This is a genomic window from Romboutsia sp. BSD2780061687b_171204_C1 (assembly GCF_015560225.1).
Lineage (GTDB): Bacteria > Bacillota > Clostridia > Peptostreptococcales > Peptostreptococcaceae > Romboutsia_C > Romboutsia_C hominis.
The window spans coordinates 53,354-79,147 of sequence record NZ_JADMRK010000001.1; the positions used below are offsets into that span (position 1 = coordinate 53,354).

General features: G+C 29.1%; 25 protein-coding genes and 1 other annotated feature. Of the genes, 20 read left to right on the forward strand and 5 right to left on the reverse strand.

Features of this window, described 5'->3' with window-relative positions:
* Positions 1–90: 90 nt before the first annotated feature.
* Positions 91–1,284: an FprA family A-type flavoprotein gene (locus tag I2H23_RS00315; RefSeq protein ID WP_195580836.1), complete on the reverse strand. Its 1,194-nt coding sequence runs from the start codon at positions 1,282–1,284 to the stop codon at positions 91–93.
* Positions 1,285–1,623: 339 nt separating this feature from the next.
* Between I2H23_RS00315 and I2H23_RS00320 the strand changes: the two genes are divergently transcribed.
* The 9 genes from I2H23_RS00320 to I2H23_RS00360 all read left to right on the forward strand — a co-directional run bounded on the left by I2H23_RS00320 (position 1,624) and on the right by I2H23_RS00360 (position 10,024).
* On the forward strand, positions 1,624–3,468 hold the full coding sequence (locus I2H23_RS00320) for a TIGR03960 family B12-binding radical SAM protein (protein ID WP_195580837.1): 1,845 nt from the start codon (positions 1,624–1,626) through the stop codon (positions 3,466–3,468).
* Positions 3,468–4,169 (forward strand): TIGR03936 family radical SAM-associated protein, encoded by a 702-nt coding sequence (locus I2H23_RS00325; RefSeq protein WP_092927244.1) that lies wholly within the window; start codon positions 3,468–3,470, stop codon positions 4,167–4,169. The genes I2H23_RS00320 and I2H23_RS00325 overlap by 1 nt, the downstream gene beginning before the upstream one ends.
* A gap of 65 nt (positions 4,170–4,234) precedes the next feature.
* Entirely contained in the window at positions 4,235–5,638 is a 1,404-nt protein-coding gene (locus I2H23_RS00330) for an Rne/Rng family ribonuclease (RefSeq protein WP_195580838.1), read from the forward strand.
* 116 nt (positions 5,639–5,754) lie between these two features.
* Positions 5,755–6,066 (forward strand): 50S ribosomal protein L21, encoded by a 312-nt coding sequence (rplU, locus tag I2H23_RS00335; protein WP_092927240.1) that lies wholly within the window; start codon positions 5,755–5,757, stop codon positions 6,064–6,066.
* A gap of 13 nt (positions 6,067–6,079) precedes the next feature.
* Positions 6,080–6,397, forward strand: a complete 318-nt coding sequence (locus I2H23_RS00340) for a ribosomal-processing cysteine protease Prp (protein ID WP_092927238.1) — start codon at positions 6,080–6,082, stop codon at positions 6,395–6,397.
* Positions 6,398–6,410: 13 nt separating this feature from the next.
* A complete protein-coding gene (gene rpmA / locus I2H23_RS00345) occupies positions 6,411–6,701 on the forward strand; it encodes a 50S ribosomal protein L27 (RefSeq protein ID WP_071121257.1) in 291 nt (96 codons plus the stop codon).
* 137 nt (positions 6,702–6,838) lie between these two features.
* Positions 6,839–8,116 carry a GTPase ObgE gene (gene obgE, locus I2H23_RS00350; protein ID WP_092927236.1) on the forward strand — a complete coding sequence of 426 codons (1,278 nt, stop codon included), beginning with the start codon at positions 6,839–6,841 and terminating at the stop codon, positions 8,114–8,116.
* Between the two features lie 18 nt (positions 8,117–8,134).
* Positions 8,135–8,506 carry a YhbY family RNA-binding protein gene (locus tag I2H23_RS00355; RefSeq protein WP_092927234.1) on the forward strand — a complete coding sequence of 124 codons (372 nt, stop codon included), beginning with the start codon at positions 8,135–8,137 and terminating at the stop codon, positions 8,504–8,506.
* 183 nt (positions 8,507–8,689) lie between these two features.
* Positions 8,690–10,024 (forward strand): CoA-disulfide reductase, encoded by a 1,335-nt coding sequence (locus tag I2H23_RS00360; protein ID WP_195580839.1) that lies wholly within the window; start codon positions 8,690–8,692, stop codon positions 10,022–10,024.
* A gap of 101 nt (positions 10,025–10,125) precedes the next feature.
* Here the strand turns inward: I2H23_RS00360 and I2H23_RS00365 are convergent, their stop codons facing one another.
* The gene (locus I2H23_RS00365) at positions 10,126–11,043 is read right to left on the reverse strand and encodes a ribonuclease Z (protein ID WP_195580840.1); all 918 of its coding nucleotides are present in this window, start codon (positions 11,041–11,043) and stop codon (positions 10,126–10,128) included.
* A 276-nt stretch (positions 11,044–11,319) separates the two neighbouring features.
* Positions 11,320–11,958, reverse strand: a complete 639-nt coding sequence (gene recX, locus I2H23_RS00370; RefSeq protein WP_195580841.1) for a recombination regulator RecX — start codon at positions 11,956–11,958, stop codon at positions 11,320–11,322.
* A 117-nt stretch (positions 11,959–12,075) separates the two neighbouring features.
* Here recX and nadD point away from each other — a divergent pair, with 117 nt between their 5' ends.
* The 8 genes from nadD (at position 12,076) to sdaAA (ending at position 20,498) form a co-directional block, all read left to right on the forward strand.
* Complete coding sequence (nadD, locus tag I2H23_RS00375; protein WP_092927227.1) at positions 12,076–12,762, forward strand: nicotinate-nucleotide adenylyltransferase; 687 nt, start codon at positions 12,076–12,078, stop codon at positions 12,760–12,762.
* A 2-nt stretch (positions 12,763–12,764) separates the two neighbouring features.
* Entirely contained in the window at positions 12,765–13,340 is a 576-nt protein-coding gene (yqeK, locus tag I2H23_RS00380) for a bis(5'-nucleosyl)-tetraphosphatase (symmetrical) YqeK (RefSeq protein WP_195580842.1), read from the forward strand.
* 70 nt (positions 13,341–13,410) lie between these two features.
* Positions 13,411–13,761, forward strand: coding sequence for a ribosome silencing factor (gene rsfS, locus I2H23_RS00385; protein ID WP_092927223.1), 351 nt, complete (start codon positions 13,411–13,413; stop codon positions 13,759–13,761).
* Positions 13,762–13,790: 29 nt separating this feature from the next.
* Positions 13,791–13,983: a binding site (T-box leader), on the forward strand.
* A 56-nt stretch (positions 13,984–14,039) separates the two neighbouring features.
* Positions 14,040–16,460 (forward strand): leucine--tRNA ligase, encoded by a 2,421-nt coding sequence (gene leuS / locus I2H23_RS00390; RefSeq protein WP_195580843.1) that lies wholly within the window; start codon positions 14,040–14,042, stop codon positions 16,458–16,460.
* A gap of 347 nt (positions 16,461–16,807) precedes the next feature.
* Complete coding sequence (gene ilvA, locus I2H23_RS00395; RefSeq protein ID WP_092927219.1) at positions 16,808–18,025, forward strand: threonine ammonia-lyase; 1,218 nt, start codon at positions 16,808–16,810, stop codon at positions 18,023–18,025.
* A 160-nt stretch (positions 18,026–18,185) separates the two neighbouring features.
* Positions 18,186–18,566: a RidA family protein gene (locus I2H23_RS00400; RefSeq protein WP_092927217.1), complete on the forward strand. Its 381-nt coding sequence runs from the start codon at positions 18,186–18,188 to the stop codon at positions 18,564–18,566.
* Positions 18,567–18,923: 357 nt separating this feature from the next.
* On the forward strand, positions 18,924–19,598 hold the full coding sequence (gene sdaAB, locus I2H23_RS00405) for an L-serine ammonia-lyase, iron-sulfur-dependent subunit beta (protein WP_092927215.1): 675 nt from the start codon (positions 18,924–18,926) through the stop codon (positions 19,596–19,598).
* A 21-nt stretch (positions 19,599–19,619) separates the two neighbouring features.
* Entirely contained in the window at positions 19,620–20,498 is an 879-nt protein-coding gene (gene sdaAA, locus I2H23_RS00410) for an L-serine ammonia-lyase, iron-sulfur-dependent, subunit alpha (RefSeq protein ID WP_092927213.1), read from the forward strand.
* Positions 20,499–20,610: 112 nt separating this feature from the next.
* Here the strand turns inward: sdaAA and I2H23_RS00415 are convergent, their stop codons facing one another.
* Positions 20,611–20,856, reverse strand: coding sequence for a hypothetical protein (locus I2H23_RS00415; protein ID WP_092927211.1), 246 nt, complete (start codon positions 20,854–20,856; stop codon positions 20,611–20,613).
* 111 nt (positions 20,857–20,967) lie between these two features.
* Positions 20,968–22,278 (reverse strand): D-alanyl-D-alanine carboxypeptidase family protein, encoded by a 1,311-nt coding sequence (locus I2H23_RS00420; RefSeq protein WP_166504901.1) that lies wholly within the window; start codon positions 22,276–22,278, stop codon positions 20,968–20,970.
* Between the two features lie 78 nt (positions 22,279–22,356).
* On the opposite strand from I2H23_RS00420, the gene I2H23_RS00425 reads away from it, so the two are divergent.
* The 3 genes from I2H23_RS00425 to selA all read left to right on the forward strand — a co-directional run bounded on the left by I2H23_RS00425 (position 22,357) and on the right by selA (position 25,781).
* Positions 22,357–23,019, forward strand: a complete 663-nt coding sequence (locus tag I2H23_RS00425) for a helix-hairpin-helix domain-containing protein (RefSeq protein ID WP_207733495.1) — start codon at positions 22,357–22,359, stop codon at positions 23,017–23,019.
* A 100-nt stretch (positions 23,020–23,119) separates the two neighbouring features.
* Complete coding sequence (gene selD / locus I2H23_RS00430) at positions 23,120–24,160, forward strand: selenide, water dikinase SelD (RefSeq protein WP_166504902.1); 1,041 nt, start codon at positions 23,120–23,122, stop codon at positions 24,158–24,160.
* Positions 24,161–24,380: 220 nt separating this feature from the next.
* On the forward strand, positions 24,381–25,781 hold the full coding sequence (gene selA / locus I2H23_RS00435; protein ID WP_166504903.1) for an L-seryl-tRNA(Sec) selenium transferase: 1,401 nt from the start codon (positions 24,381–24,383) through the stop codon (positions 25,779–25,781).
* Positions 25,782–25,794 lie beyond the last annotated feature (13 nt).

Here is a 25,794-nt window from a genome sequence, read left to right on the forward strand (position 1 = left end):
TATTTTTATACTCTTTTAATATGAAGAAGTTTATTAATTTTTGTAAGTAACTAAAAAAGTACCTCATATATGAGGTACTTTAATATATTATTATTTAACTAATTTAGCAAATTCTTTACCGTAGTTAACACATTCTTGACAAGTTTCTTCTGAAGGGAAGAATTTCTTTTTCATAGTAGGAACTGGCATTTTGAAAGCCATAGCCTTTAATAAGTTTTCAGCCATAGTTATACCTTCTCCACTCCATCCGTAAGAACCAAATACACCAGCTATTTTTCCTTGGTTAGCCATAGGGTCTATAGTAGAGAATAAATCCCACATAGGTTTAACCATAGTTCTGTTTATAGTTGGAGAACCTAATAATATTACTTTAGACATAACTACTGCATCATGCATTTCTTTTAAATCAAGTTCTTCTAAATCATAAAGTTTAACTTCAGCACCTTCTTCAACTAATCCTTTTTCTATGTTTTTAGCCATTTCTAAAGTATTAGTGTAAGCTGATAAGTAGAATATTGCAACTTGATTTTGGTTTGTAGTATTAACAACTTCAGTTGACCAATCTAAATATCTCTTAACTGCTGCCATTGGATCCTTAGTAAGCATAGGACCATGAGAAGTTAATATTGTATCAAAGTCTATTTTAAGTTCAACAACTTTATTTATAGCACTTAAAACATGCTTAGCGAATGGTTTAACTATACAATCATAGTAGTGCTTAGCTGATTTTAAGTAATCTTCACTTTCTACAGCATTAGGATCTACACTTGCAAAGTGACATCCGAAAGCATCACAAGTGAATAAAGTTTTATCTTCTTCAACATAAGTAAACATTGTATCAGCCCAATGTAAGAATGGAGCTGTTATGAACTTAAGATTTCTCTTACCTATGTTTAAAGTTTCTCCATCTTTTATAACGTGGCACTTAAAAGGTCTATTTACTTGTTCAGCTAAGTAAGTTTTAGCAACAGCTGTACAGTAAACTTCCACATCAGGGTTTATATCTAATATATATTTTAAGCAACCAGCATGATCTGGTTCTGTATGATGTATAACTACATAATCTATGTCTTTTATATCAGTAACTTCTGATACATTTTTTAAAAACTCGTCCTTAAAGTTTGGTTTTACAGTATCGAATAATACAGTTTTTTCATCTTTTATAACATAACAGTTATAAGTAGTACCAAATTCTGTTTCCATTATAATATCAAATACTTTTAAATCTTTATCTACAACACCTGTAAAGTAAATATCTTTTTTTACTTCAAATACATTACTCATTATAAATCCTCCTAAAAACATTATATAAAGATTATACCCATATAAATTACATTAAAACAATTTAATTTTAAATTAAATGTAAAAAATAAATAACTTATGTACTTTAAACAGCTATTTATTTGATAACTACTATTATTGTAACAAAAAATACTTTTTATAAAAGGTATAAATTAGATTTTTTTTATTAATTATAAAATATAGACACAATATTTTAATTTACTAATTTTAAAATATAAAACTATATAAAATAATTAATAATATTTTGATAGATAATGTTATATCGTGTATAATAATATTTATGCTTATAAACAATAAACTTATTTGGAGGTTTTAACATAAATGAATAAAGTAGACTTAAAAAGAATTTTAAAAAAAGTTGAAAAGCCTGCTAGATATCTTGGAAATGAAATAAATTCAATTCATAAAGATACAACAAATGAAAATTTAATAAGATATGCACATTGTTTCCCAGACTTATATGAAGTAGGAATGAGTCACTTAGGAAGTCATATATTATATGATGTTATAAATAAGGATGAAGAAGTATTTTGCGAAAGGGTATATGCTCCAGCTGTAGATATGGAAGCGATGATGAGGGAAAAAAATTTACCATTATTTGCTCTAGAATCAAGAGAACCTATAACAAATTTTGATTTTGTTACATTTACGCTTCAATATGAACTTTCTTACACTAATATATTGAATATGTTAGATTTAGCTAATATACCATTATTAAGAGAAGAAAGAAAGCTAGATGATCCATTTATATTAGTAGGTGGACCATGTGCTTACAATCCAGAGCCTTTAGCTGATTTTGTTGACATAGTAATATTAGGTGAGGGTGAAGAAGTAAACCCAGAAGTTATAAATGCCTATAAAGAATGGAAAAAAAATAAAACCACTAGAGAAGACTTTTTACAAAAGATATCTACAATAGAAGGGGTTTATATACCAAGCTTCTATGATGTTTCATACAATGAAGACGGAACTGTTAAAGAAGTAGTACCAAATAGAGAAGGTGTACCTCAAAAACCAAGAAAAAGAATAATAAAAAATATGGAAGAAGTCCCATATCCAGAAAAATTAATAGTTCCTTTTATAGAAACTGTTCATAACAGAATAGTACTTGAACTGTTTAGAGGATGTACAAGAGGATGTAGATTCTGCCAAGCAGGTATGATATATAGACCAATAAGAGAAAAAAGTGTAGCGAGATTAAAAGAATTACTAGAAAAACTAGTTAAAAACACTGGATATGATGAAATATCATTATCTTCGTTAAGTACTAGTGACTATAGTGAATTAGCAGAGCTTACTGATTATTTAGTTGATGAATATACTCCTAAAAATATAGGAATATCTCTACCATCATTAAGACTTGATAATTTCTCTATGGAAATAGCAGAAAAAATACAACAAGTAAGAAAGTCAGGACTTACATTTGCTCCAGAAGCAGGGACACAAAGATTAAGAGATGTTATAAATAAAGGTGTAAGTGAACAAGACTTAGAAAATGCAACTAGAAAAGCATTTGAAATGGGATGGAATAGTGTTAAATTATACTTCATGATAGGTCTTCCAACAGAAACTTATGATGATTTAGATGGAATAGCAAAACTTGCTTATGATGTAATAGATACTTATAGAGATGTAAATGGTGGAAAGTTAAGAAGAGCATTTGGTGTTACAGTAAGTACATCTACATTTGTACCTAAGCCATTTACACCATTCCAATGGCATGGACAAGATACAACAGAAACAGTTATAGAAAAGCAAAGATATTTAGTTAAAAAGTTAAAAAATGGGAATATAAAATATAACTACCATGATTCAAAAACTAGTTTAATGGAAGCTGTTGTAGCTAGAGGAGATAGAAAAATAGGTAAAGTTATATATGATGCTTTCAAAATGGGTGCTAAATTTGATGGTTGGTCAGAACACTTTAATTTAGATACTTGGAAAGAAGCTATGGCTAAAAATAACTTAGAAATAGCATTTTATGCTAATAGAGAGAGAGAATATGAAGAAGTATTCCCTTGGGACCATATAGACGTTGGAGTTTCTAAGAAATTCTTAGTTAGAGAAAATGAAAAAGCTAAACAAGACACAGTTACAGTAGATTGTAGACATAAATGTAATGGTTGTGGAATAAATGCACATGAAATAGGAAGGGGGCTTTGTTAATGGAAAACAAAATAATAAGAACTAAATTTAACAAAGAAGGAGATATGATATATATATCGCATCTTGATTTGCAAAAACTTTTACAAAGAGCCTTTAGAAGAGCTGAAATAGATTTAGCACATTCTCAAGGATACAATCCCCATCCAAAAATAAGTTACGGAAATGCTTTAGCTCTAGGTACAGAAAGTCAAGGAGAGTATGTAGACGTTGAAATAGAAGGTGATATAACTGTAGATGAGTATTTATCTAGAATGAATGAACAATTACCAGAAGGTATAAAATTTATACAAGCTGAGGAAATAACTAAACAAACTCCATCATTATCATCTACTATAGAGTATGGAGAATATGTATTTACTATAGAAACAGAAAAAATATTAACTAAAGAGTTCATAAAAAATCAAATATTAGATTTTATGGCTCAAAAAGAAATAATGATAACTAAGAGAAATAAAAAAGGTAAGTTAGTAGAGTCAGATATAAGACCTATGATAAAATTATTTGATTTATTAGATGCAGAAGATAATAAAATAATTTTAGAAGCTACAATAGCGACAGGATCTAAGGCTAACTTAAATACTTCTATATTTATACCAAAAATATTAGAAATGTTAGAATTAGAAATGGACCCATTAGATGTAGATATATTAAGAAGAGACTTATATGTAGTGAAAGATGGACAATTAGTAAGTCCTATGTAAAAAAAGGTGGATTTATCCACCTTTTTTAGTAGTTAAAAAGATTATTGATTTATTAGGAGTGAAGTATGAAGGATATAATAATAGAATCTCTTATATCATCTGAGAAAGTGGCTGTACTTGAAGACAATAAATTAAGTGAGGTATATATAGAGGACAATAAAAAGAACAAAAAAGTCTCTAATATATATAGAGGTATAGTAAAAAAAGTATTGCCAGGAATAGAAGCATGTTTTGTAGACATAGGTTTCGATAGACTTGCATACCTTCAATTAAAAAAAGAAGACAATATAAAAGCAGGGCAAGAAATAATGGTTCAAGTAAATAAAGAAGAGATAGGAAATAAAGGAGCCAAATTAAATCTTGAAATAAGTTTATCTGGAAGATATATAGTTTATATACCGTCAAATGATAGAATAACTATGTCTAACAAAATAACAGATGAGAAAGAAAGATTTAGATTAAAGAAGCTAGCTAAATCAATTATTAAAGACAATACAGGTATAATTATAAGAACAGAAGCAGTAGGATGTAGCTTAGAAGATTTAAAAGAGGACATAGAAAACTTAAAAAGTCAATATGATTTAATCTTAAAAGAATTTAAATTAGGAATAGGACCTAAGCTGCTTTATAAATCATTGGATTTTGCAAGTAAATACATTAAAGATTATATAAGTGAAGATTTAGGTAAAATAGTTACAAATGATGAAAAAAAGTATAATGAATTAAAAGAACTATTAAAATCTATAGATAAAAAATATGTAGGCAAAATTATATTAGAAAAAAATAAAGATGTATTTGATATATACAATGTAAATTCTCAAATACAAAAGTGTCTTAATAAAAAAGTATGGTTAAGTAGTGGTGGATACTTAATAATAGAAAAAACTGAAGCTTTAACGGTTATAGATGTAAATACGGGAAAAAATATAGGCAATATAAAACTAAGAGACACAATATATAAAACTAATTTAGAAGCAGCTATAGAAATAGCTAGACAAATAAAAATTAGAGATATATCTGGAATAATTATAATTGATTTTATAGATATGGAAAAAGAAAGTCAAAAAAGAGAACTTATAAAGGTACTAGAAGAAGAATTAAGTAAAGATAAAAGAAAATCTAAGGTATTAGGGATGACAAAATTAGGTTTAGTTGAGATAGCAAGAAGAAGAGAAAAAGACCCTATATATAATTATTATTTAGATGAGTGCAATTTATGCAAGGGCGACTCTTTTGTTATATCTACCAAAACTATAATAGATAATATAGAAAAAGAAACTATGAGAATTAAAGAACATACATCATATAACAATATAACAATTGAAATTAATAAAAAAGTATATGAAGATATAAATAAAAATTTTGAGGATATAATTAAAAGTATAAGTAAAAAATATAGTATAAATCTTGAGTTAAAAGGTTTACCTGAAATTAATATAGAAAAAGTGAATATAATTTATAATAGTTAGTTGACAAATGTATAATAACGTAGTAATATTAATAAATGTAATGCCGCACAGAACAGGTTTAAAACTTCTTACTGAAGTACCTGTATGGCGAGTTTGAGACCGAGGAGGTGTATTTAATGTACGCTATAGTTAAAACAGGTGGAAAGCAATATAAAGTTGCTGAAGGTGATGTATTATTCGTTGAAAAGTTAGAAGCTAACGAAGGTGATGTGGTTACTTTAAACGAAGTATTAGCTTGCACTAAAGACGGAGAGTTAGTAGTTGGAGCTCCAGTTGTTGAAGGTGCTTCTGTTCAAGCAAAAGTTGTTGAGCAAGGTAAAGCTAAGAAAGTTGTAGTTTACAAGTACAAAGCTAAGAAAGACTACAGAAGAAAGCAAGGACATCGTCAACCATACACTAAGATAGTTGTTGAAAAAATAAACGCTTAATTAGTGAATAGTAATGATTAAAGTTAAATATTATTACAACGATGATTTCTTAATGAAAGGCTTTTGTCTAAAAGGTCATGCTGATTTCGCTGAAATAGGCTATGATATAGTATGTTCTGCAGTAACATCTAATGCAATTGCAGTCATAAATTCTTTAGACAAGCTTGTTAAAGTTGAATTTGAAAAAGTAGTAGGTCAAGAAGGTCATATAGAGTGTATAGTTAAAGATAAACATCTAAATGATTCTCAACTATTATTAAATCATTTTCAATTAGCTATTGAAGGAATTAAAAGGGAATATCCCAAAAACATAAAAATCTTAAAAAAGTAGGGGGTGACTCCAAATGTTAAACATGAACTTACAGTTACTTGCATCTAAGAAAGGGGTAGGATCTTCTAAGAACGGTAGAGATTCTATATCTAAGAGATTAGGTGTTAAGAGATTTGACGGACAAGTAGTTACTGCTGGTAGTATAATAGTAAGACAAAGAGGAACTAAGATACATCCAGGAACTAACGTAGGTAAAGGTGGAGATGACACTTTATTTGCATTAGTTGACGGTGCTGTTAAATTCGAAAGAAAAGATAAGAAGAGAAAGAAAGTAAGTGTATACCCAGTATCTATAGCTGAGTAATACTTAAAAAAGGAGTGTTAATGCACTCCTTTTTCTTGTAGATAGATATTTTACTGATTAAAGTCAGTTAAATCGGGAAAAATAATCAAAAAGACCCTAATTAAATTAATTGAAGGTCGATCAAGTAGGTGATTAATTTGTTTATAGATAGAGCGAGAATTTTTATTAAGGCCGGGAACGGTGGTAACGGATCGGTATCTTTTAGAAGAGAAAAATATGTTCCAGCTGGTGGACCAGATGGAGGAGACGGTGGACGCGGTGCAAGTGTTATATTTGAAGTTGACTTAGGTCTTAGAACATTAATGGATTTCAAATATCAGAGAAAATATGCTGCAGAAAACGGTGGAGACGGAAGTAAAAAAAGAAAAGCAGGTAAAAATGGAGAGGATTTAATTCTTAAAGTTCCTGCAGGTACTGTAGTTAGAGATGAAGCTACAGGACTTATATTAGCGGATTTAAAAGAAGAGGGAGATAGAGCTGTAATAGCTAAAGGTGGTAGAGGTGGAAAAGGGAACCAACACTTTGGTAACTCAGTAAGACAAGCTCCAGCTTTTGCTAAATCTGGTACAGATGGAGAAGAAAGATGGGTAACTCTTGAGCTTAAAATGATAGCTGATGTTGGGTTACTAGGATTCCCTAACGTAGGAAAATCTACTTTTTTATCAGTAGTTACTAAGGCTAAGCCAAAAATAGCAAACTATCACTTTACAACATTAACACCAAACTTAGGTGTTGTTCAAACTAAATTTGGTGATAGTTTTGTGTTAGCAGATATACCAGGTCTTATAGAGGGAGCTGCTGAAGGAGTTGGTCTTGGACACGACTTCTTAAGACATGTTGAAAGAACTAAAGTATTAATACATATAGTTGATATATCAGGACTAGAAGGTAGAGATGCATTAGAAGATTTTGATAAGATAAATGATGAACTTAAGTTATACAATGAAAAATTATCAACTAGACCACAAATTGTTGTTGCTAATAAAATAGATATACTTGAAGATGAAAGTGTATTTGAAGAATTTAAAAACAACTTAGAAGGCAGAGGGTATAAAGTATTTAAAATGTCTGCTGCTACTAGAGAGGGTGTAGATGATGTAATAGCATATGTTTCTGAGATACTAAGAGATGTTGAAGAAATAGAGTTATTCACAGAAGAAGAAATGTATAAGCCAGAACTTGATAATACAGAAGAAGAAGGTTTAAACATAGAAATAGAAGACGGAGTGTATGTTGTTACTGGTAAGGCACTAAGAAGAATAATGTACTCTGTTAACTTTGATGATATGGAATCTATCCAATATTTCCAAAAGGCTATGGAAGGCGAAGGTGTTTTTGATAGACTAAGAGAGATGGGAATAGAAGATGGAGATACTGTTAGAATATATGAATTAGAATTTGAATTCTACAATTAAAAATTAAGAGGTGACAAAATGTTAAAAGGTAAGCAAAGAGCATACTTAAGATCAATAGCTAACACTTTAAAGCCTGTTACTCAAATAGGTAAAGATGGTGTTACAGAGAGTTTCTTAGAACAATTAGATGATATGTTAAGAGTTAGAGAAATAGTTAAAGTAACTATACTTGATAATGCAGGATTAGATGCTAAAGAAACTGCTAATGCTGTATGTGAAGCTTTAAGAGCGGAATTTGTACAAGCTATAGGATATAAATTTACAATATATAGAAAAAATCAAGAAGAACCAAAGATATTCTTCCCAGGTCAAGAACCAGCTAAACCAAAGGTTAAGCCAGAAAATATGACTAAAAAAGGAAAGCCTACTAAAAAGGCATTTAGAAAATAAGTTAGTAAAATAACCATCTATTTTAGATGGTTATTTTTTATAAAAAAGATTTTATATTATAATGAAGTATATAGATTTTTACAAAAAATAATGTTAATATAATAACTAAGAATGGTATAAAAAGTAAGGCAAAATACTAACTTAATTATAAAATATAAAATGACTGCAATTTAGGAGGCAAAAATGAGAGTTATAATAATTGGTGCAGTTGCGGCTGGAATGAGTGCGGCTGCAAAACTTAAAAGAATTAAACCAGATTATGAAGTTGTGGTATATGAAAAGGGAGAAGTTGTATCATTTGGAGCTTGTGGATTGCCATATTTTGTTGGAGGATTTTTTGATGACCCTAACAATATGATAGCAAGAAGTCCAGAAAAGTTTAGAGAAACTGGAATAGACTTAAATATACATCATGAAGTAGTAAAAGTCGATGCAATAAACAAAAAGGTTATAGTTAAAAACTTAGAAACTGGTGTTGAATTTGAAGATTCTTACGACAAGTTAATGGTAGCAACAGGTGCATATAGTGTAATACCACCTATAAAGAATGTACAGCTAGAAAACGTATCTACATTAAAGAGCATGGCAGATGGAATAAAAGTAAAAGAATTATTAAATAAAGAAGAAAATAAAGATGTAGTTATAATAGGGGCTGGATTTATAGGTCTAGAAGCTGTTGAAGCTGCTAAAAAATTAGGTAAAAATGTAACAGTAATTCAATCTACAAGTAGAATACTTGAGAATGTATTTGATAAAGAAATGACTGATGTTTTAGAAGAGGAAATTAAAAAACATAATGTTGATTTAAGATTAGAAGAACTTGCAGCAGAACTTGTTGGACAAACTAAAGTAGAAAAAGTTATAACTAATAAAGGTGAAATAAAAGCTGATGTAGTTATAATAGCTACTGGAGCTAGACCAGCTACTGATTTTATAAAAGATACAGGTATAAATATGTTACCTAATGGAGCAATAATAGTTGATGAATATGGAAAATCTTCTATAGAAGATATATATGCAGCTGGAGATTGTGCTACTATAAAAAATATAGTAAGCGGACAAGATTCTTATGTTCCATTAGCGACAGGAGCCAATAAATTAGGAAGAATAGTTGGAGAAAATTTAGCTGGAGCTAATAATAAGTTCCAAGGTTCTTTAGGATCAAGTTGTATTAAAGTTATGGACATGGAAGCAGGTTCTACAGGACTTACAGAAGTACAAGCACAAAAGCTTGGATTAGACTTTAAAGTTAAGTTTATATCTGATTTTAACCAAACTAATTACTACCCAGGTAGAAATAAGATATATGTCAAGTTAGTATATGATGCAAAAACAAAGGTTATATTAGGTGGACAAGTTGTTGGATTTAAAGATGCAGTTCAAAGAACTAATGTAATAGCAACAGCAGTATTTGCTAAATTAACAACTAATCAATTAGGTATGTTAGATTTATGTTATGCACCTCCATTTGCTAGAACTTGGGATGTACTAAACGTAGCAGGAAATGTGGCTAAATAGTAACTTAATATCGATAAATGATTAAAAATAGGTTATTAGGTATGCTTATTATGCTTAATAACCTATTTTTAATGTAATATTAATATAATACGTTTTGATAATTAATCTTTAAAGTTTAAATTAAAGCTTAATCTATCTTCTCCTATAATTGTATTTTTAAAAATACTAGTAGTATTATTTAAATATATATATGGGTCTTCAAGAGAAGGGCTAAAATGAGTTAAAATAAGCTTGTCTACATTTCCTAATCTAGCAAGGTTTGCAGCTTCTCTAAAGGTCATATGATGATTTTTAACAGCTTTTGAAATATCCATATCATCACCATACATACCCTCACATACAAACAAATTACTATCCTTTATAAATTCTGGTATAGATAGTAAAGGTCTAGTATCTGTAATAAAACTAACTTTAATTCCCTTTCTATTATCTCCTAGCACCATAGAAGGAGTATATTCTACCTCGTTATATACAATATTTTTTCCAGATTGAAGTTTTTGCCAAAGTATAATAGGAACATTATTACTAATTGCCTTTTCTTTATTAAATTTAGGCCTTCTCTTAAAATATAAACTATATCCGAGACATTCTCTAGAATGGTCAAGTTCCATAGTTGAGATTTCAATGTCTTTTAATATATCATGGTCTAGGGAAAAAGTATTTTTAGGATTTTCTATAATATTTAATTTATAAGGTATGTATTCAATTAAAACCATAACAGCATTTATATATTCCTTTATACCAACTGGGCCAACTATAGTTAGGTCATCAGTACGGCCACTATTACCAATAGTAGATAAAAGGCCAGGTAATCCGTTAAAGTGATCCCCGTGTAAATGTGTTATAAGAATTAGATCGAGGTTTTTAAATCCGCAATTTTTCATTTTCATAGATATTTGAGTACCTTCACCACAATCTATTAATATTTTACTACCATTGTAATTTATAAAAAGAGAAGATAAATATCTATTAGGGGTAGGGAGATTCCCTCCGCATCCAAGTAAAATTAAATCAATCATTATAAACTCCTCATAAAATAGTTTTTATATAATTAATTACCCAGGAAATAGTATTTGCTGTAGCAAAAAGAAATATTTATAGATAAAAAATATATATTAATTTAAATAAAGTATAAACTTTAAGATTTATAGCAAAAAATGGATTATAAATTTATAATCCATTTTATCTAAGGCTATCTTGTCTATATAGTTGAATAAGATTATATATACCTATTCCTAGGCTTATAGCACCTATTAATATTCTTTTAACCTCGCTCAAAGTAAATCCTCCTAAAACTACATATCGTATTCATCAACGTTTAGTAATTTATTTAGTACACGTTTAATAATATCATAACTAAAGCCTTTATAAGCTAAATGTTGATAAATTTTTTGATATATTTTATGTTTATCGTCGTTTTTTATCCTATCATATCTTTTTTTGGCTAAATACATAGCATTTTCAAGTTCTTTATCTTGATCTAAGCTAGATATAGCTTGCTCTATAGAATCTTTATCTATACCTTTGTTATATAGATTTTGCCTAATTTTATTTTTACCATATTTATTTAAATTAACATTTGTATTGACTATTTTTTGAGCTAAAATTTCATCATTTATAAAATTATTTTTTTGTAAAAATTCTATAACTAAATCAATAGTATCTTCTTCAAAGTCATTTGAAAGCTTTTCTCTTATTTTATTTTCTGATTGATCTGCTTTAGATAAAATATTTAGAGCTTTTGTTTTAGCTTTTATATACATCTCTTCTTTAAGTATAGATTTTAAGTCATTTTCATCTATAGCCATACCTTTTTTTAGACTGAATGTATATACTAATTCAGTAAATATAGCCATGAAAAATTCATCATTTACATAAATATTTACTCTGTCAGTATTCCTTTTTTGTGCCTCTATTTTAGTAATTATAGCCATATTTAAACTCCTTTATAATTATATAAATATAAGTATACACTAAAATATGATTTATAATCTTTAATATTATAAAAAAAATGATAAAATAATAGTATAAATATATAAAGGAGAGTAAAAATGATTACTAGTAATCTAGTTGAGAAAGCAGAGGAGATAAATAGGACAAAACTAGGAAAGTTTAACAAAACATATAAAGGTACAAAAGTTGGAATTATGGGGGGAACTTTTGATCCAATTCATTCTGCACATTTAGCAACTGCTGAATTTATTAGGGATAAATATAAACTAGATAAAATAATATTTATACCATCGGGCAATCCACCACATAAAAAAAATACCATTGTAAACAAATATGATAGATATGAAATGGTAAAGTTAGCAACCATGAGCAATGAAGATTTCATAGTATCAGATATGGAAATTATAAGAGATAAAAGAACTTATACCATAGATACGCTTAGGGATATGAAAAAAGAATACGACTCAATAGATATATATTTTATAACAGGGGCAGATGCAATTTGTGATATAGAAACTTGGAAAAATGTAGAAGAAAATTTTAGATTAGCAACATTTATAGCAGCTACAAGACCGGGCATAAGCAAAGCTAGTACTAAAGAAAAAATAAATGATTTAAGAAAAAAATATAGTGCAAATATTATAGAGGTATATGTACCATCTTTAGATATATCATCTACTTATATAAGAGAAAAATTAAAAAATAATGGATCTATAAGATATTTAGTACCAGAAGAAGTTAGAGAGTATATAGAATGTAAGAAACTATATAATAATGGAGATTAAAAATGAATTACAATGATATAAAAGATAAAGTAAGAAATATGTTACCAGAAAAAAGATATAGACATTCTGAGAATGTAGCCAATTGTGCAGTAAAACTTAGCGAAATTTACGGATATGATAAAGATATGGCTTATTTAGCAGGAATTGTTCATGATTGTGCAAAATACTTAAGTGATGAGGATGTCAAATTTTATGTTAAAAAATATGATATAAAACTAGATAAATTAGAAAAAAATAGTTTAGCATTGTCTCATAGTATAATAGGTTCATATATATGTAAATATGAATATAATATAGAAAATGAAGATGTTATAAGAGCTGTAAGATTTCATACTACAGGAAGAGAAAATATGTCACTTCTTGAAAAAATAATATATATAGCTGACTTAATAGAAGAAGATAGAAACTTTAATGGTGTGGAAAAATTAAGAGAACTTGTATATGGTGGCAATTTAGACGAAGCATTGTTGTTGTCTTTTAATAATACTATAAAATTTGTTATAGATAACAATCAAATGATACATGAAAAAACTATAAAAGCAAGAAACTATATGCTAGAGAATAGAAGCAATAAATAGTAATATATTTAAATCGCAATTTATGATATAATATAAAAATATGTTTAATTTTAGAAAGGTAGGAAATAATATGACAGTAGAACAAATCACTAAGATTGCATATGATGCAATAGATGATAAGTTAGGTCAAGATATATCTATAATAAATATAGGAGCTGTTTCAAGTTTATGTGAATACTTCATAGTTGCAACAGCAGGATCTCAAAGACAAGTAAAGGCAATAGCTGATAATGTAGAAGATGAACTTACAAAGATTGGTATAGAACCAAGAGGAAAAGAAGGATACGAATCTCAAACTTGGATACTTTTAGATTATGGCGATATAATGGTTCATATATTTAATGAAGAAGATAGATCATTCTATAATCTAGAAAAATTATGGAAAGATGCTCCATATGTTGATGTTGACACATTAGCATAAAGGTGATAATATAAACTATTATAACTAAAAATAATTAAATAGACTAGAGTAGTAAAAGAATATGTTTTTTCAGAGAGCTAGTGGTAGGTGAAAACTAGTAAAATATACCTTTGAACTTGCTAGAAGTATCTATTTAGCCGTAGTTGGCATAAAAACTATCTAAGAGAGTCTATTTATAGACTAATTAGGGTGGTACCGCGAAAATATATCCTCGTCCCTAAACATTATGTTTAGAGACGGGGATTTTTTAATATTATAAAAATAATAGGAGGATTAAAATGAGTGTTTATAAGCCAAATGAAGTTGAAGCCAAATGGCAAAAAACTTGGGAAGAAAACAACCAATACAAAACAGATACAAATGATACAACAAAACCAAAATATTATGCATTAGAAATGTTCCCTTATCCATCAGGAAAATTACATATGGGTCATGTTAGAAACTACTCTATAGGTGATGTAGTAGCTAGATTTAAAAAAATGCAAGGATACAATGTACTTCATCCTATGGGATGGGATTCATTTGGACTTCCAGCGGAAAATGCAGCTATAAAGCATGGGATACATCCAGATAAATGGACTATGGAAAACATAGAAGATATGAGAAAGCAATTTAAGACATTAGGTCTTAGCTTTGACTGGGATAGAGAAGTAGCAACTTCTACACCAGAGTACTATAAATTTACACAAGAGATATTCTTAAAGTTCTTAGAACATGGATTAGCATATAAGAAAAAATCTTTTGTTAACTGGTGTCCATCTTGCGAAACAGTTCTTGCTAATGAACAAGTTGTTCAAGGTGCATGTGAAAGATGTGATTCTATCGTTATAAAGAAAGATCTAGAACAATGGTATTTCAAGACTACTCACTTTGCAGAAGAATTACTTCAAGACTTAGACACTTTAGATGGATGGCCTGAAAAAGTTAAAACAATGCAAAAGAACTGGATAGGAAAGAGTACTGGAGCTGAAATAACTTTTGATATAGATGGAAGTGATAAAACTATAACGGTATTTACAACTAGACCAGATACAGTTTATGGGGTTTCTTATATGGTTTTAGCTCCTGAACATGAGCTAGTAAAAGAATTAGTAGCAGGAACAGAATACGAAAAGGCTGTGGATGCTTTCGTAGCTAAAATGCATACTATGACTGAAATAGAAAGAACTTCAAGTGATGTAGAAAAAGAAGGATTATTTATAGGTAAGCACGTTATAAATCCTGTAAATGGAGAGAAAGTTCAGTTATGGATAGCTAACTATGTTCTTGCAGATTATGGAACAGGTGCAGTTATGGCAGTACCAGCTCATGATGAAAGAGATGGAGAATTTGCAGCTAAATATGAATTACCAGTAGTTGAAGTTATAAATGAAGAAAATATAATGGTAAACTCTGGTGAATTTAATGGAATGGAAGCTTCAAAAGCTTTTGAAGCTATAATTGAAAAAATAGAAGAAATGGGAAGAGGTAAGAAAACAGTTAATTATAGATTAAGAGACTGGTTACTTTCAAGACAAAGATATTGGGGATGTCCAATACCTGTAGTATACTGTGATGAATGTGGTATAGTTCCTGAAAAGAAAGAAAATTTACCTATATTATTACCTACAGATGTTGAATTTACAGGTAAAGGTGAATCTCCACTTACAACTTCAAAAACATTTATGGATGCTGCTTGTCCTTGTTGTCGAAAGCCAGCTAGAAGAGAAGTTGACACAATGGATACTTTCGTTGATTCTTCTTGGTATTATTTAAGATACATAGATCCTAAAAATACTGAAGAGCCATTTAATAAAGAAGCAGTTAACAATTGGATGCCAGTTGACCAGTATATAGGTGGAGTAGAACATGCAATCCTTCATCTTCTTTACTCAAGATTCTTTGTTAAAGCATTTAATGAAATGGGAATGTTAGATTTTAAAGAACCATTTAAGAACTTATTAACTCAAGGTATGGTTTTAAAAGATGGAGCTAAGATGAGTAAATCTAAAGGAAATGTTGTAGCACCATCAGAAATAATAAAAGAATACGGAGTAGATACGGCTAGATTATTCGTATTATTTGCTGCACCACCAGAAAGAGATTTAGAATGGTCAGATCAAGGTGTTGAAGGATGCTTTAGATTCTTAAATAGAGTATATAGACTAATAGATGAATTAGCAGATGTAGCTAAGAAGGATGTTTCTCTAGGTGAATTAACTAAAGAAGATAAGGCTATGAGATACACAATAAATGCAACTTTAAAGAAAGTTACAGAAGACCTTAATGAAAAGTTTGGATTTAATACTGCTATATCAGCATTAATGGAATTAGTAAATGAAATGTATAAATACAAAGAATTAGAAGCTAGAAATGATGCTGTTATAAAAGAAGGTGTAGATACAATAGTTACTATACTTTCACCATTTGCTCCTCATATTGGAGAAGAATTATGGGCAATGATAGGTAAAGAAGGAAGTATATTTGATATATCTTGGCCAGAATATGATGAAACTGCATTAGTTAAAGATGAAGTTGAAATAGTAGTTCAAATTAATGGAAAAGTTAGAGGAAAATTAAGTGTTGCTACTAATATATCTAGAGAGGATATGGAAAAAGTAGCAATGGAAGACGAAAAAATAAAAGCTTTAGTGGAAGGTAAAACTGTAGTTAAAGTTATAGCTGTTCCTAAGAAGTTAGTTAACATAGTTGTTAAATAGTTTTTAAGAGGTAGCTAAGCTACCTCTTTTTTACGCTTAGGGATAATATAAAAGAAATAAACTTATACAATAAAATCCTAAATAAATTAAAATTATTTAAAAAAATTTTAAAATAAAATGGTATCAAATATATAGTAAAATATAATGTATACAAGTTAAAAAAATAAGGTGTAACAAAGGTATACTCTTAATTAATAAAGGAGAAAATAGTAATTGTGTCACTTTTTTAGAAAAATTAAAAAATTATGAAATAGCGATTTCCTGTTGCATTTTGTAAAAAAAGAGTATAGAATAATAATTGTTAAAGGGTGATTACAAAAATTACTAATAAGAGGGAGACTTATACGATGACAAAAGTTACTTTACAAGATGTACAACAAGCTAGAGAAACTATAAAAGATATAGTTAAAAAAACAGATTTATTAGAAAGTGCTAAGCTAAGTGCTAAGACTGGGGCAAATGTTTTCTATAAGTGCGAAAACTTACAAAAAACAGGATCTTTTAAATTAAGAGGGGCTTGTAACAAAATAGCTAACTTAACTGATGAAGAGAAGGCAAACGGTGTTATAGCTTCAAGTGCAGGAAACCATGCACAAGGAGTTGCTTTAGGAGCAAAGATGACTGGAATAAAGGCAACAATAGTTATGCCAGCAACAGCACCACTTGCAAAGGTAACAGCGACTAAAGGATATGGAGCAGAAGTTGTTTTAAACGGAATAGTATATGATGATGCATATGCAAAAGCTGTTGAAATACAAAAAGAAACTGGAGCAACATTCTTACATCCATTTAATGATAAATATGTAATAGCAGGACAAGGAACAATAGCTCTTGAAATATTTGAGCAATTAGACAATAAAGTAGACACTATATTATGTCCAATCGGTGGAGGGGGAATAATAGCTGGTATAGCAGTAGCTGCTAAAGCTTTAAACCCAAATGTAAAAATTATAGGGGTTCAAACTTCTAACGTACCTTCAATGAAGGAATCTATGAAAAATGGTGAAGTAACTACAGCTTTCAATGATACTACAATAGCTGATGGTATAGCAGTTAAAACACCAGGAGATTTAACATTTGAAATAATAAAAGAATTAGTTGATGATGTTATAGTTGTAACTGAAGAAGAAATAGCACAAGGGATTTTATTCTTAATGGAAAATCAAAAAGTTATAGCAGAAGGTGCAGGGGCAGTAAGTACAGCAGCAATGGTAAGTGGAAAGTATGTTCCAGCTAAAGATGAAAACGTTGTTTGTGTAATATCTGGTGGTAACGTAGACGTTAACACTTTATATAGAGTTATAGGAACAGCATTAGCTACAGAAGGAAGAAGATACTCATTCAATACTGTAATACAAGATAAGCCAGGCGGACTTGCTGAATTAACTAAGATAATAAGTGAAAAAAATGGAAATATATTAGCAGCTAATATATCTAGATTAGCAATGGGAAGTACTCTAGGAAAACAATCTGCTGAGCTAGTTGTAGAAACTGTATCAGAAGATCATATAAAAGAAATAAAAGATGCAGTAACAAGTGCTGGATTTGATATAGTAGAAATGTAATTTTAAAAAATATACTAAAAGCAGGTGTTTACAAATAAAAATATAGTATATTTGTAACCCTGCTTAAAAAAATATGTGTACAAATATAAATATAGTAGTATAATAGTATCGAAAGACTAATACTAAATACATATAGTTAATGTATAAGGAGGAATTTAAAATGAAACACGAAGTAATACACACAAATAATGCTCCTAAAGCTATAGGACCATACTCACAAGCTGTTAAAGCTGGAAATATGTTATTTGTATCTGGACAAGTTCCTTTTGTACCAGAAACTATGGAAATAGTTGAAGGAGATGTTAAAGCTCAAGCAGCTCAATCATTAACAAACATAAAAGCTATATTAACAGAAGCTGGATATGACTTTGCAGATGTAGTTAAGACTACAGTATTTATAAAAGACATGAACGAATTCGCTCAAATAAATGAAGTTTATGCTGAATTCTTCGGTGAAAGCAAGCCTGCAAGAGCTTGTGTAGAAGTTGCAAGATTACCAAAAGATGTTAAAGTTGAAATAGAAGTAATAGCTGTAAAATAATATTTTACCAAAAATTACTAAAATGACCAGATTAAATCTGGTCATTTTGTAATTTATAGGAAAGTTTGTTAAAAAAATATTTAATTACAAAATAAAATTATATAGTCAAAAAAGTTTTTTTTGCTTTCCTTCTTGACAAAATATGACGAATTTAAATAAAATATTATCAATGGATTAAATTTTAAATTGAATTTTATGAGAAACTAGTTTATATACATTTATTTAAGGATATAAATATGTATATAAGATAGTTTTGGATAAATAATAATATTAAGCTATTTAAAATTAATACTAATATGCAATGCAATTAAAATCAAAAAATTTTAATTAAGACTTTTAGGAGAAAGAGGTAATACAATGGCTAAGGATTATAGTGTATTTGATGTCGTAGGACCAAACATGATAGGACCATCTAGTTCTCATACAGCAGGAGCAGCTAGACTAGGGAAAACTGCTTCGAAGATAGCAGGAAAACGTATAAAGGAAGTTAAATTCTTGTTACATGGTTCTTTTGCAGAAACATACAAAGGACATGGAACTGATAAAGCATTAGTAGGTGGGATATTAGGATTTGAGACTGATGATGCTAGAATAAAAGATTCTTTCAAATTAGCAGAAGAAGCTGGTATTAAGTTTGAATTTATCAAAACTGATTTAGGAGAAAACGTACATCCTAACACTGTTAAAATGGAAATGCTTTTAGAAGATGGATCAAAGTCAACTGTAATGGGTGCTTCTATAGGTGGAGGTAACATAAAACTTACAGAAATGGATGGATTAGCTCTTGATTTTAATGGTTCAAAGGCTGCAGTAGTACTAGAAATAAAAGATATCCCAGGTGCAGTATCGTTTGTAACAGGATTACTTGCTCATAACAATAAAAATATATCAACAATATCAACAAATAAGCCAGCTAAATCTGAGTTTACATTTGTTACTATAGAAACAGATGAAAAATTAGAACAAGATTTAGTTGAGCAATTAAGAAAGTTTGAAGTAATAGCTAAGGTTGTAGTTTTAGACAAATTCTAATGAGTAAGGAGAGACGAAAAAATGAAATATAACTTTACAAGTGGAGCAGAATTATTAGAAAAATGTAAAGAGTTAAATATGCCTATACATCAATTATGTTTAGAAAGAGAAGCTGAGATGTCAGGTTTATCTAAAGAAGAAATAAGAGAAAAAATGATGTATAGCTTAAGCATAATGAAAGCAGCTACTGAAAGAGCTGTTGAAGAAGATATAAAGTCTATGGGTGGACTTATAGGTGGAGAAGCTAAGAAATTAACTAATTATAGAAATTCATCTAGAAGTGTATGTGGAGAATTAATGAATAAAGCTATGGTTGCTGCAATGGGTACTATGGAAATTAATGCTTCTATGGGTCTAATAGTTGCTGCACCTACAGCAGGTTCTTGTGGTATACTTCCAGGAGCTGTTGTTACAATAGGTAAAGAATATGGATTTACTGATGAGCAAATGGTAGATGCATTATTTACAGCTTCAGCAATAGGAGCTATAATAACTAGAAATGCTACAGTTGCTGGTGCAGAAGGTGGATGTCAAGCTGAAACTGGTGCTGCTGCTGCTATGGCTGCTGCTGGTGTAGTTGAAATGATGGGTGGAAAACCTGAACAAGCTATTCATGCTGCATCTCACTGTTTACAAAATGTTATGGGACTTATATGTGACCCAATAGCAGGACTTGTTGAAGCGCCTTGCCAAGGAAGAAATGCTATAGGTGTTGCTAATGCTTTAATATCTGCTGAATTAGTTTTAGCTGGAATATTAAACATAGTACCATTTGATGAAACTGTTGAAGCAATGTACAAAGTAGGTAAAACACTTCCAATGGAGTTAAGAGAAACTGCATTAGGTGGAGTTGCTGCTACTTGCACAGGATGTTCTTTAACTAAGAAAATATTTGGATAATATATAAGAGCTGTATCTCATAGAGAACAGCTCTTTTTATATAAGTAAAAATAAAGAAGCTACTTAAAATATAAAAAGTAACTTCTTTGAAAAACTTAATTTGTTAAAATGATTAATAATTTACACCAGCTGGCTTTATATTATTTTTATCCATAGAACTACAAGGTGTAACTCCATAAACCATGTTGCAATGAGGGCATTTGTCTACATGAGTAGTCATTGTAAATACTTTACTACAATTAACACATTCTATATCATGAGTAGTTCTTAGAGGAAAATCTCCTTTACCTTTACTTCTAACTAAATCTACTACATTTCTACCGTTATTTTTATCCATGTTTGAACATCCACAGCTCATAATAAACCTCCAATAATTTAATATATTAAAAAATACATTATAACTTAAAAGTTAAAACTTGTCTGTAACAAATGTTACACAAAATAAAAGAGCAGCAATAAATTGCTACTCTTATCTTCTTCTTTTATATTTTTTGTTTTTATTTGAATAGATACTTGCATAACGTCTATTTTTATTTGATTTTCTTCTCATAGTTATAAATAATACAAAAGCAATAATTCCAATTAACAATACAACTTTTATTATTGTCATTATGATTTTATTTTCTGTTATAAAGCTAAAAATGCTATTGACATCATCTGTAGCTACAAGGTTGATAGTAGTTTCTAGTTTATTTTTATTATAAACTTCTAGTTCACCAACTTTGTCCCCTTTTTTTATAGGTAAACTAATATCATCTAATTTAACTTTTGTAGTATATATTCCATCTTTAGTACCCTTAGGAAGAACTACTTTATAACTATATTCAGGTTCGTAAATTAATTCTCCTTGTTTACTAAAAATTACTTTTTTATGTTTTATATAGTCAGATTTATCAATAACAGTAGTATTAGAGAAGTTATCAAAGCCATAATCTAGTAGTGTTCTAGAATCTAGATATAAATCATTTCCAACAGCTTTAAAAACAGCAGCTATAAATCTCATATCGTTTTTTACAGCACTACTTAAAAGACATCTACCAGCATCATCTGTATAACCAGTCTTAATACCATCAACTATATCATATTTAATATCGATTTTTTCACCCTTGTAGTCTATTTTCTCATTAGATGTTAAAAATTTATTAGTATTTATAAAATATCTTTCATGAGGATAAGCCTCATTTGGTTCAAACTTTATAGATTTAGTGTTAACGATATCTCTAAAGACATCATTACTCATAGCTTGTCTGGCCATTAAAGCCATATCATAAGCTGTAGTCCAGTGCTTTTCATCTGGTAAACCGTGTGGATTGTTAAAATGAGTACCTTCAGCTCCAATAGCTTTAGCTTCCTTATTCATAAGGTCTACAAATTTGTCCACAGAACCGCTAACATATTTGGCTAAAACAAAGGCAGCATCATTAGAAGAATGTATTAAAAGAGCTTGTAATAATTGCTTAACTGTAAAAGATTCTCCATTTTTTAAGTACATACTAGATCCATCTATAGGTGGTAAGTTTTTTATTGTTACCATTGAACTTAAATCAGATACGTGCTTTATAACTACATAAGCTGTCCATGCCTTAGTAGTTGATGCAGGATATATTCTGGAATGTCCATTTTTATTGTATAAAACCTTTCCAGTCTCATAGTCCATTAATACTGCATATTCTGCTGTAAGGTCAGGCTTTTTATCCTGAGCAAAAGCCTCATTAGTAGCTCCTAAAATTTGTGAGAGTATAATCATCAAGGATGCCAAAATTGATAAAATTTTCTTCATTTACTAACCTCCAAAACAAAACTTATATTTTAGTATAACATAATTTTGTCAATAATTAAAATGAAGGAGTGATTTTATTTGAACAAGCAAAAAAAGGTTGCAATAGTAATACTCATAACCGTATTTTCTATATCTGCTACTATAATTAATAGAGGGTTAAAAGTTAGAGATAATGTATATGTAGTTAGCAAAAGTGAGAAAGAAGAAACTAAAAATTTAAAGTACGATGAACAAATGGACAAAGATAAAATATTGGAAAAAACAGCAAATAAAAATGATATAAATGAAAATAAATCAAAAGAAATAAGGATATTTATAAGTGGAGAGGTTAAAAATCCTGGGGTGGTCACAATTGAAAATAGCAAAAGGTTAATAGATGCTATAGATTTACTAGGAGGATTTACAGAAGAGGCAGATTTAAATAAAATAAATTTAGCTATGACTATAGAAGATGAAATGCATTATATAATACCTAAAATAGGTGAAGAAATAAATAATAATAACGAAAATGTAACACAAAATAATACTAAGTCTCAAGAAGATAATTCAAAAATCAATATAAATATAGCTAACGTAAGCGATTTAGACAAACTGCCTGGGGTTGGAGAGGCTACGGCTAACAAAATATTAAATTATAGGGAAGAAAAAGGTCAGTTTAAGAGTATTGAGGAAATAAAAAATGTAAATGGAATTGGAGATAAAAAATATGAAGATATTAAGGATATGATTACTATAGAGTAAAATAACCATTAAATAAAATAATATTTGATATAAACTTGTAAATTTAAAAGTAAAAATATGATATTATAATTATTATAAGACATAACAAGGAGAGATATATATGGAGATGTTAAGAAAACTTACAGATATGACTACTTCAGGTGGCTGAGCGGCTAAGATTGGGCCAGAGGTTCTGGCATCAGTATTAAGTAAACTACCTAGAAATGAAAGCACAGACAATTTATTAGTTGGATTAGAAACATCCGATGATGCAGCTGTATATAAATTAAATAATGATAGTGCTTTAATTCAGACACTAGACTTTTTCACTCCAATGATAGATGACCCATATATATTTGGTCAAATAGCAGCAGCAAACTCTTTATCAGATGTCTATGCTATGGGCGGAAAACCAATTGTAGCTATGAATATAGTTTGTTTTCCATCATGTCATGATATGAATGTTTTAGCAGAAATATTAAAGGGTGGATTTGATAAAGTTAAGGAGAGTGGCGCACTTTTAGTTGGGGGGCATACTGTAGATGATAAAGAACCCAAATATGGACTTTCAGTATCTGGTATAGTTCATCCAGATAAAGTATTATCAAATGCAACATCTAAAGTAGGTGATAAGTTAATTATAACTAAACCTATAGGTGTAGGTATATTAAATACAGCTATGAAAGAAGGATTAGTAGATAAAGAAGTTTCTGAAAAAGTAATAGAAACTATGATACATTTAAATAAGTATGCAGCAATGAGTTTTGATAATATAGAAGTTAATTCAGTTACAGATATAACAGGATTTGGACTTTTAGGACATGCCCTAGAAATGGCAAAGGCATCAAATGTAAGTATTGAAATAGATTCGAAGGAAGTTCCTATATTGGAGGGAGCTGTCGATATGGCAAGAATGGGTATAATACCTGCAGGTATGTATAGAAATAAAGAATACATAGGAAAAGATGTTAGTACAAATAATATAGCAACTGAAATAGAAGATATATTGTACGATCCTCAAACATCAGGTGGATTACTAATTTCTGTTAGAGAAGAACTAGCAGATATGCTAATAAAAGATATGAAGAAAAATGGATCTATAGAGGCTAAAGTAATTGGTGAAGTTAAAGAAAAATCTAGTAAGTACATAACTGTTATATAGATAATATAAAATATGGAAATCATACAGTATATGATTTCCATATTTTATATATGAAAAAATTTGCATAAAACATACTAAAATAGATCAATAAAATAGCTAAACAAATAAAATTTTATTTTGAAAATATTATGTACTACATAGAAGGTGGGTTAGCTATAAAATAGAATAATATAAAATATTATTAAATAATTAGAAATTTAGAGCAAAGGTTGTGATTTATTTGAATAAAAGAGAATTATTTTCTAAGCTACCTTCAGTTGATGAAGTTTTAAACCAAGAAGATATAAAAAATACATTAGAAGAGTATCCTAGAAATTTAGTCATAGAGTGCATAAGGAAGGTTATAGATAGAAAAAGAAAAGAAATAATAGATATTAAGGACGATAAAAATAATATAAATTTAGATTTAAATAATATAATTAAAGATATAAAAAATGAGATTAATATAAGCTATGCATTATCCTTAAAAAAGGTTATAAATGCTACAGGTACAGTATTACATACTAATTTAGGAAGATCATTACTTAGTGAAAGTATAAAAGAAGAACTTTGGAATTCTGCATCTAGATATTCTAATTTAGAATACAATATTGAAAAAGGTCAAAGAGGTTCGAGGTACGATCATCTAGCAGATACAATAAAAAGGCTTACAAATGCTGAGGATGTATTAGTGGTAAATAATAATGCAGCAGCTGTACTGCTTGTATTAAGCACATTAGCTAAAGATGGCGAAGTTATAGTATCAAGAGGTGAGTTAGTAGAAGTTGGTGGCTCTTTTAGAATACCAAGTATAATGGAATTAAGTGGTACAAAACTTTTAGAGGTTGGTGCTACTAACAAAACACATTTAAAAGATTATGAAGAAGCGATTAGTGAAGATACTAAAGCTATTATGAAGGTTCATACTAGTAATTATAGAATACTTGGATTTACAGAAAGTGTAGATATAGATGAGTTATCTATCCTTAGCAAAAAGCATAATATACCTGTGATAGAAGATTTAGGTAGTGGAGTATTTATCGATTTATCAAAATATGGACTGTCTTATGAACCTACTGTTTTAGATTCTCTACGAAAAGGTGCTGATATAGTTACTTTTAGTGGAGACAAAATGCTAGGTGGACCACAAGCTGGTATAATAGTTGGTAAAAAAGAGTACATAGATAAAATGAAAAAAAATCAATTAACAAGAGCCCTAAGAGTAGATAAGTTAACTATATGCGCTCTAGAATCTACACTTAGAACTTATTTAGATGAAGAAAAAGCAATTAAAGAAATACCAACGCTTAGAATGTTAACTTATAAAATAGATGAATTAGAAGAAAAAGCTAACGATTTATTAAATAAAATAAAAGAACTAAAAATAGATGCAAAAGTATGTGTAGAAGATGGTTTATCTCAAGTTGGGGGAGGATCTATGCCTTTAGAGACTATAAAAAGTAAGGTAGTCGCGATAACTCCAAATAATATGAATGTATCAACACTAGAGAGAAGACTAAGATTAAGTAATGCTCATATAATAGCAAGAGTGTATGAAAATAAATACATATTAGATGTAAGGACTATATTTGAAGACGAATATGATTTAATAATAAATGAGCTTAAAAATATATTTAAATAGTATACAAGAGGGG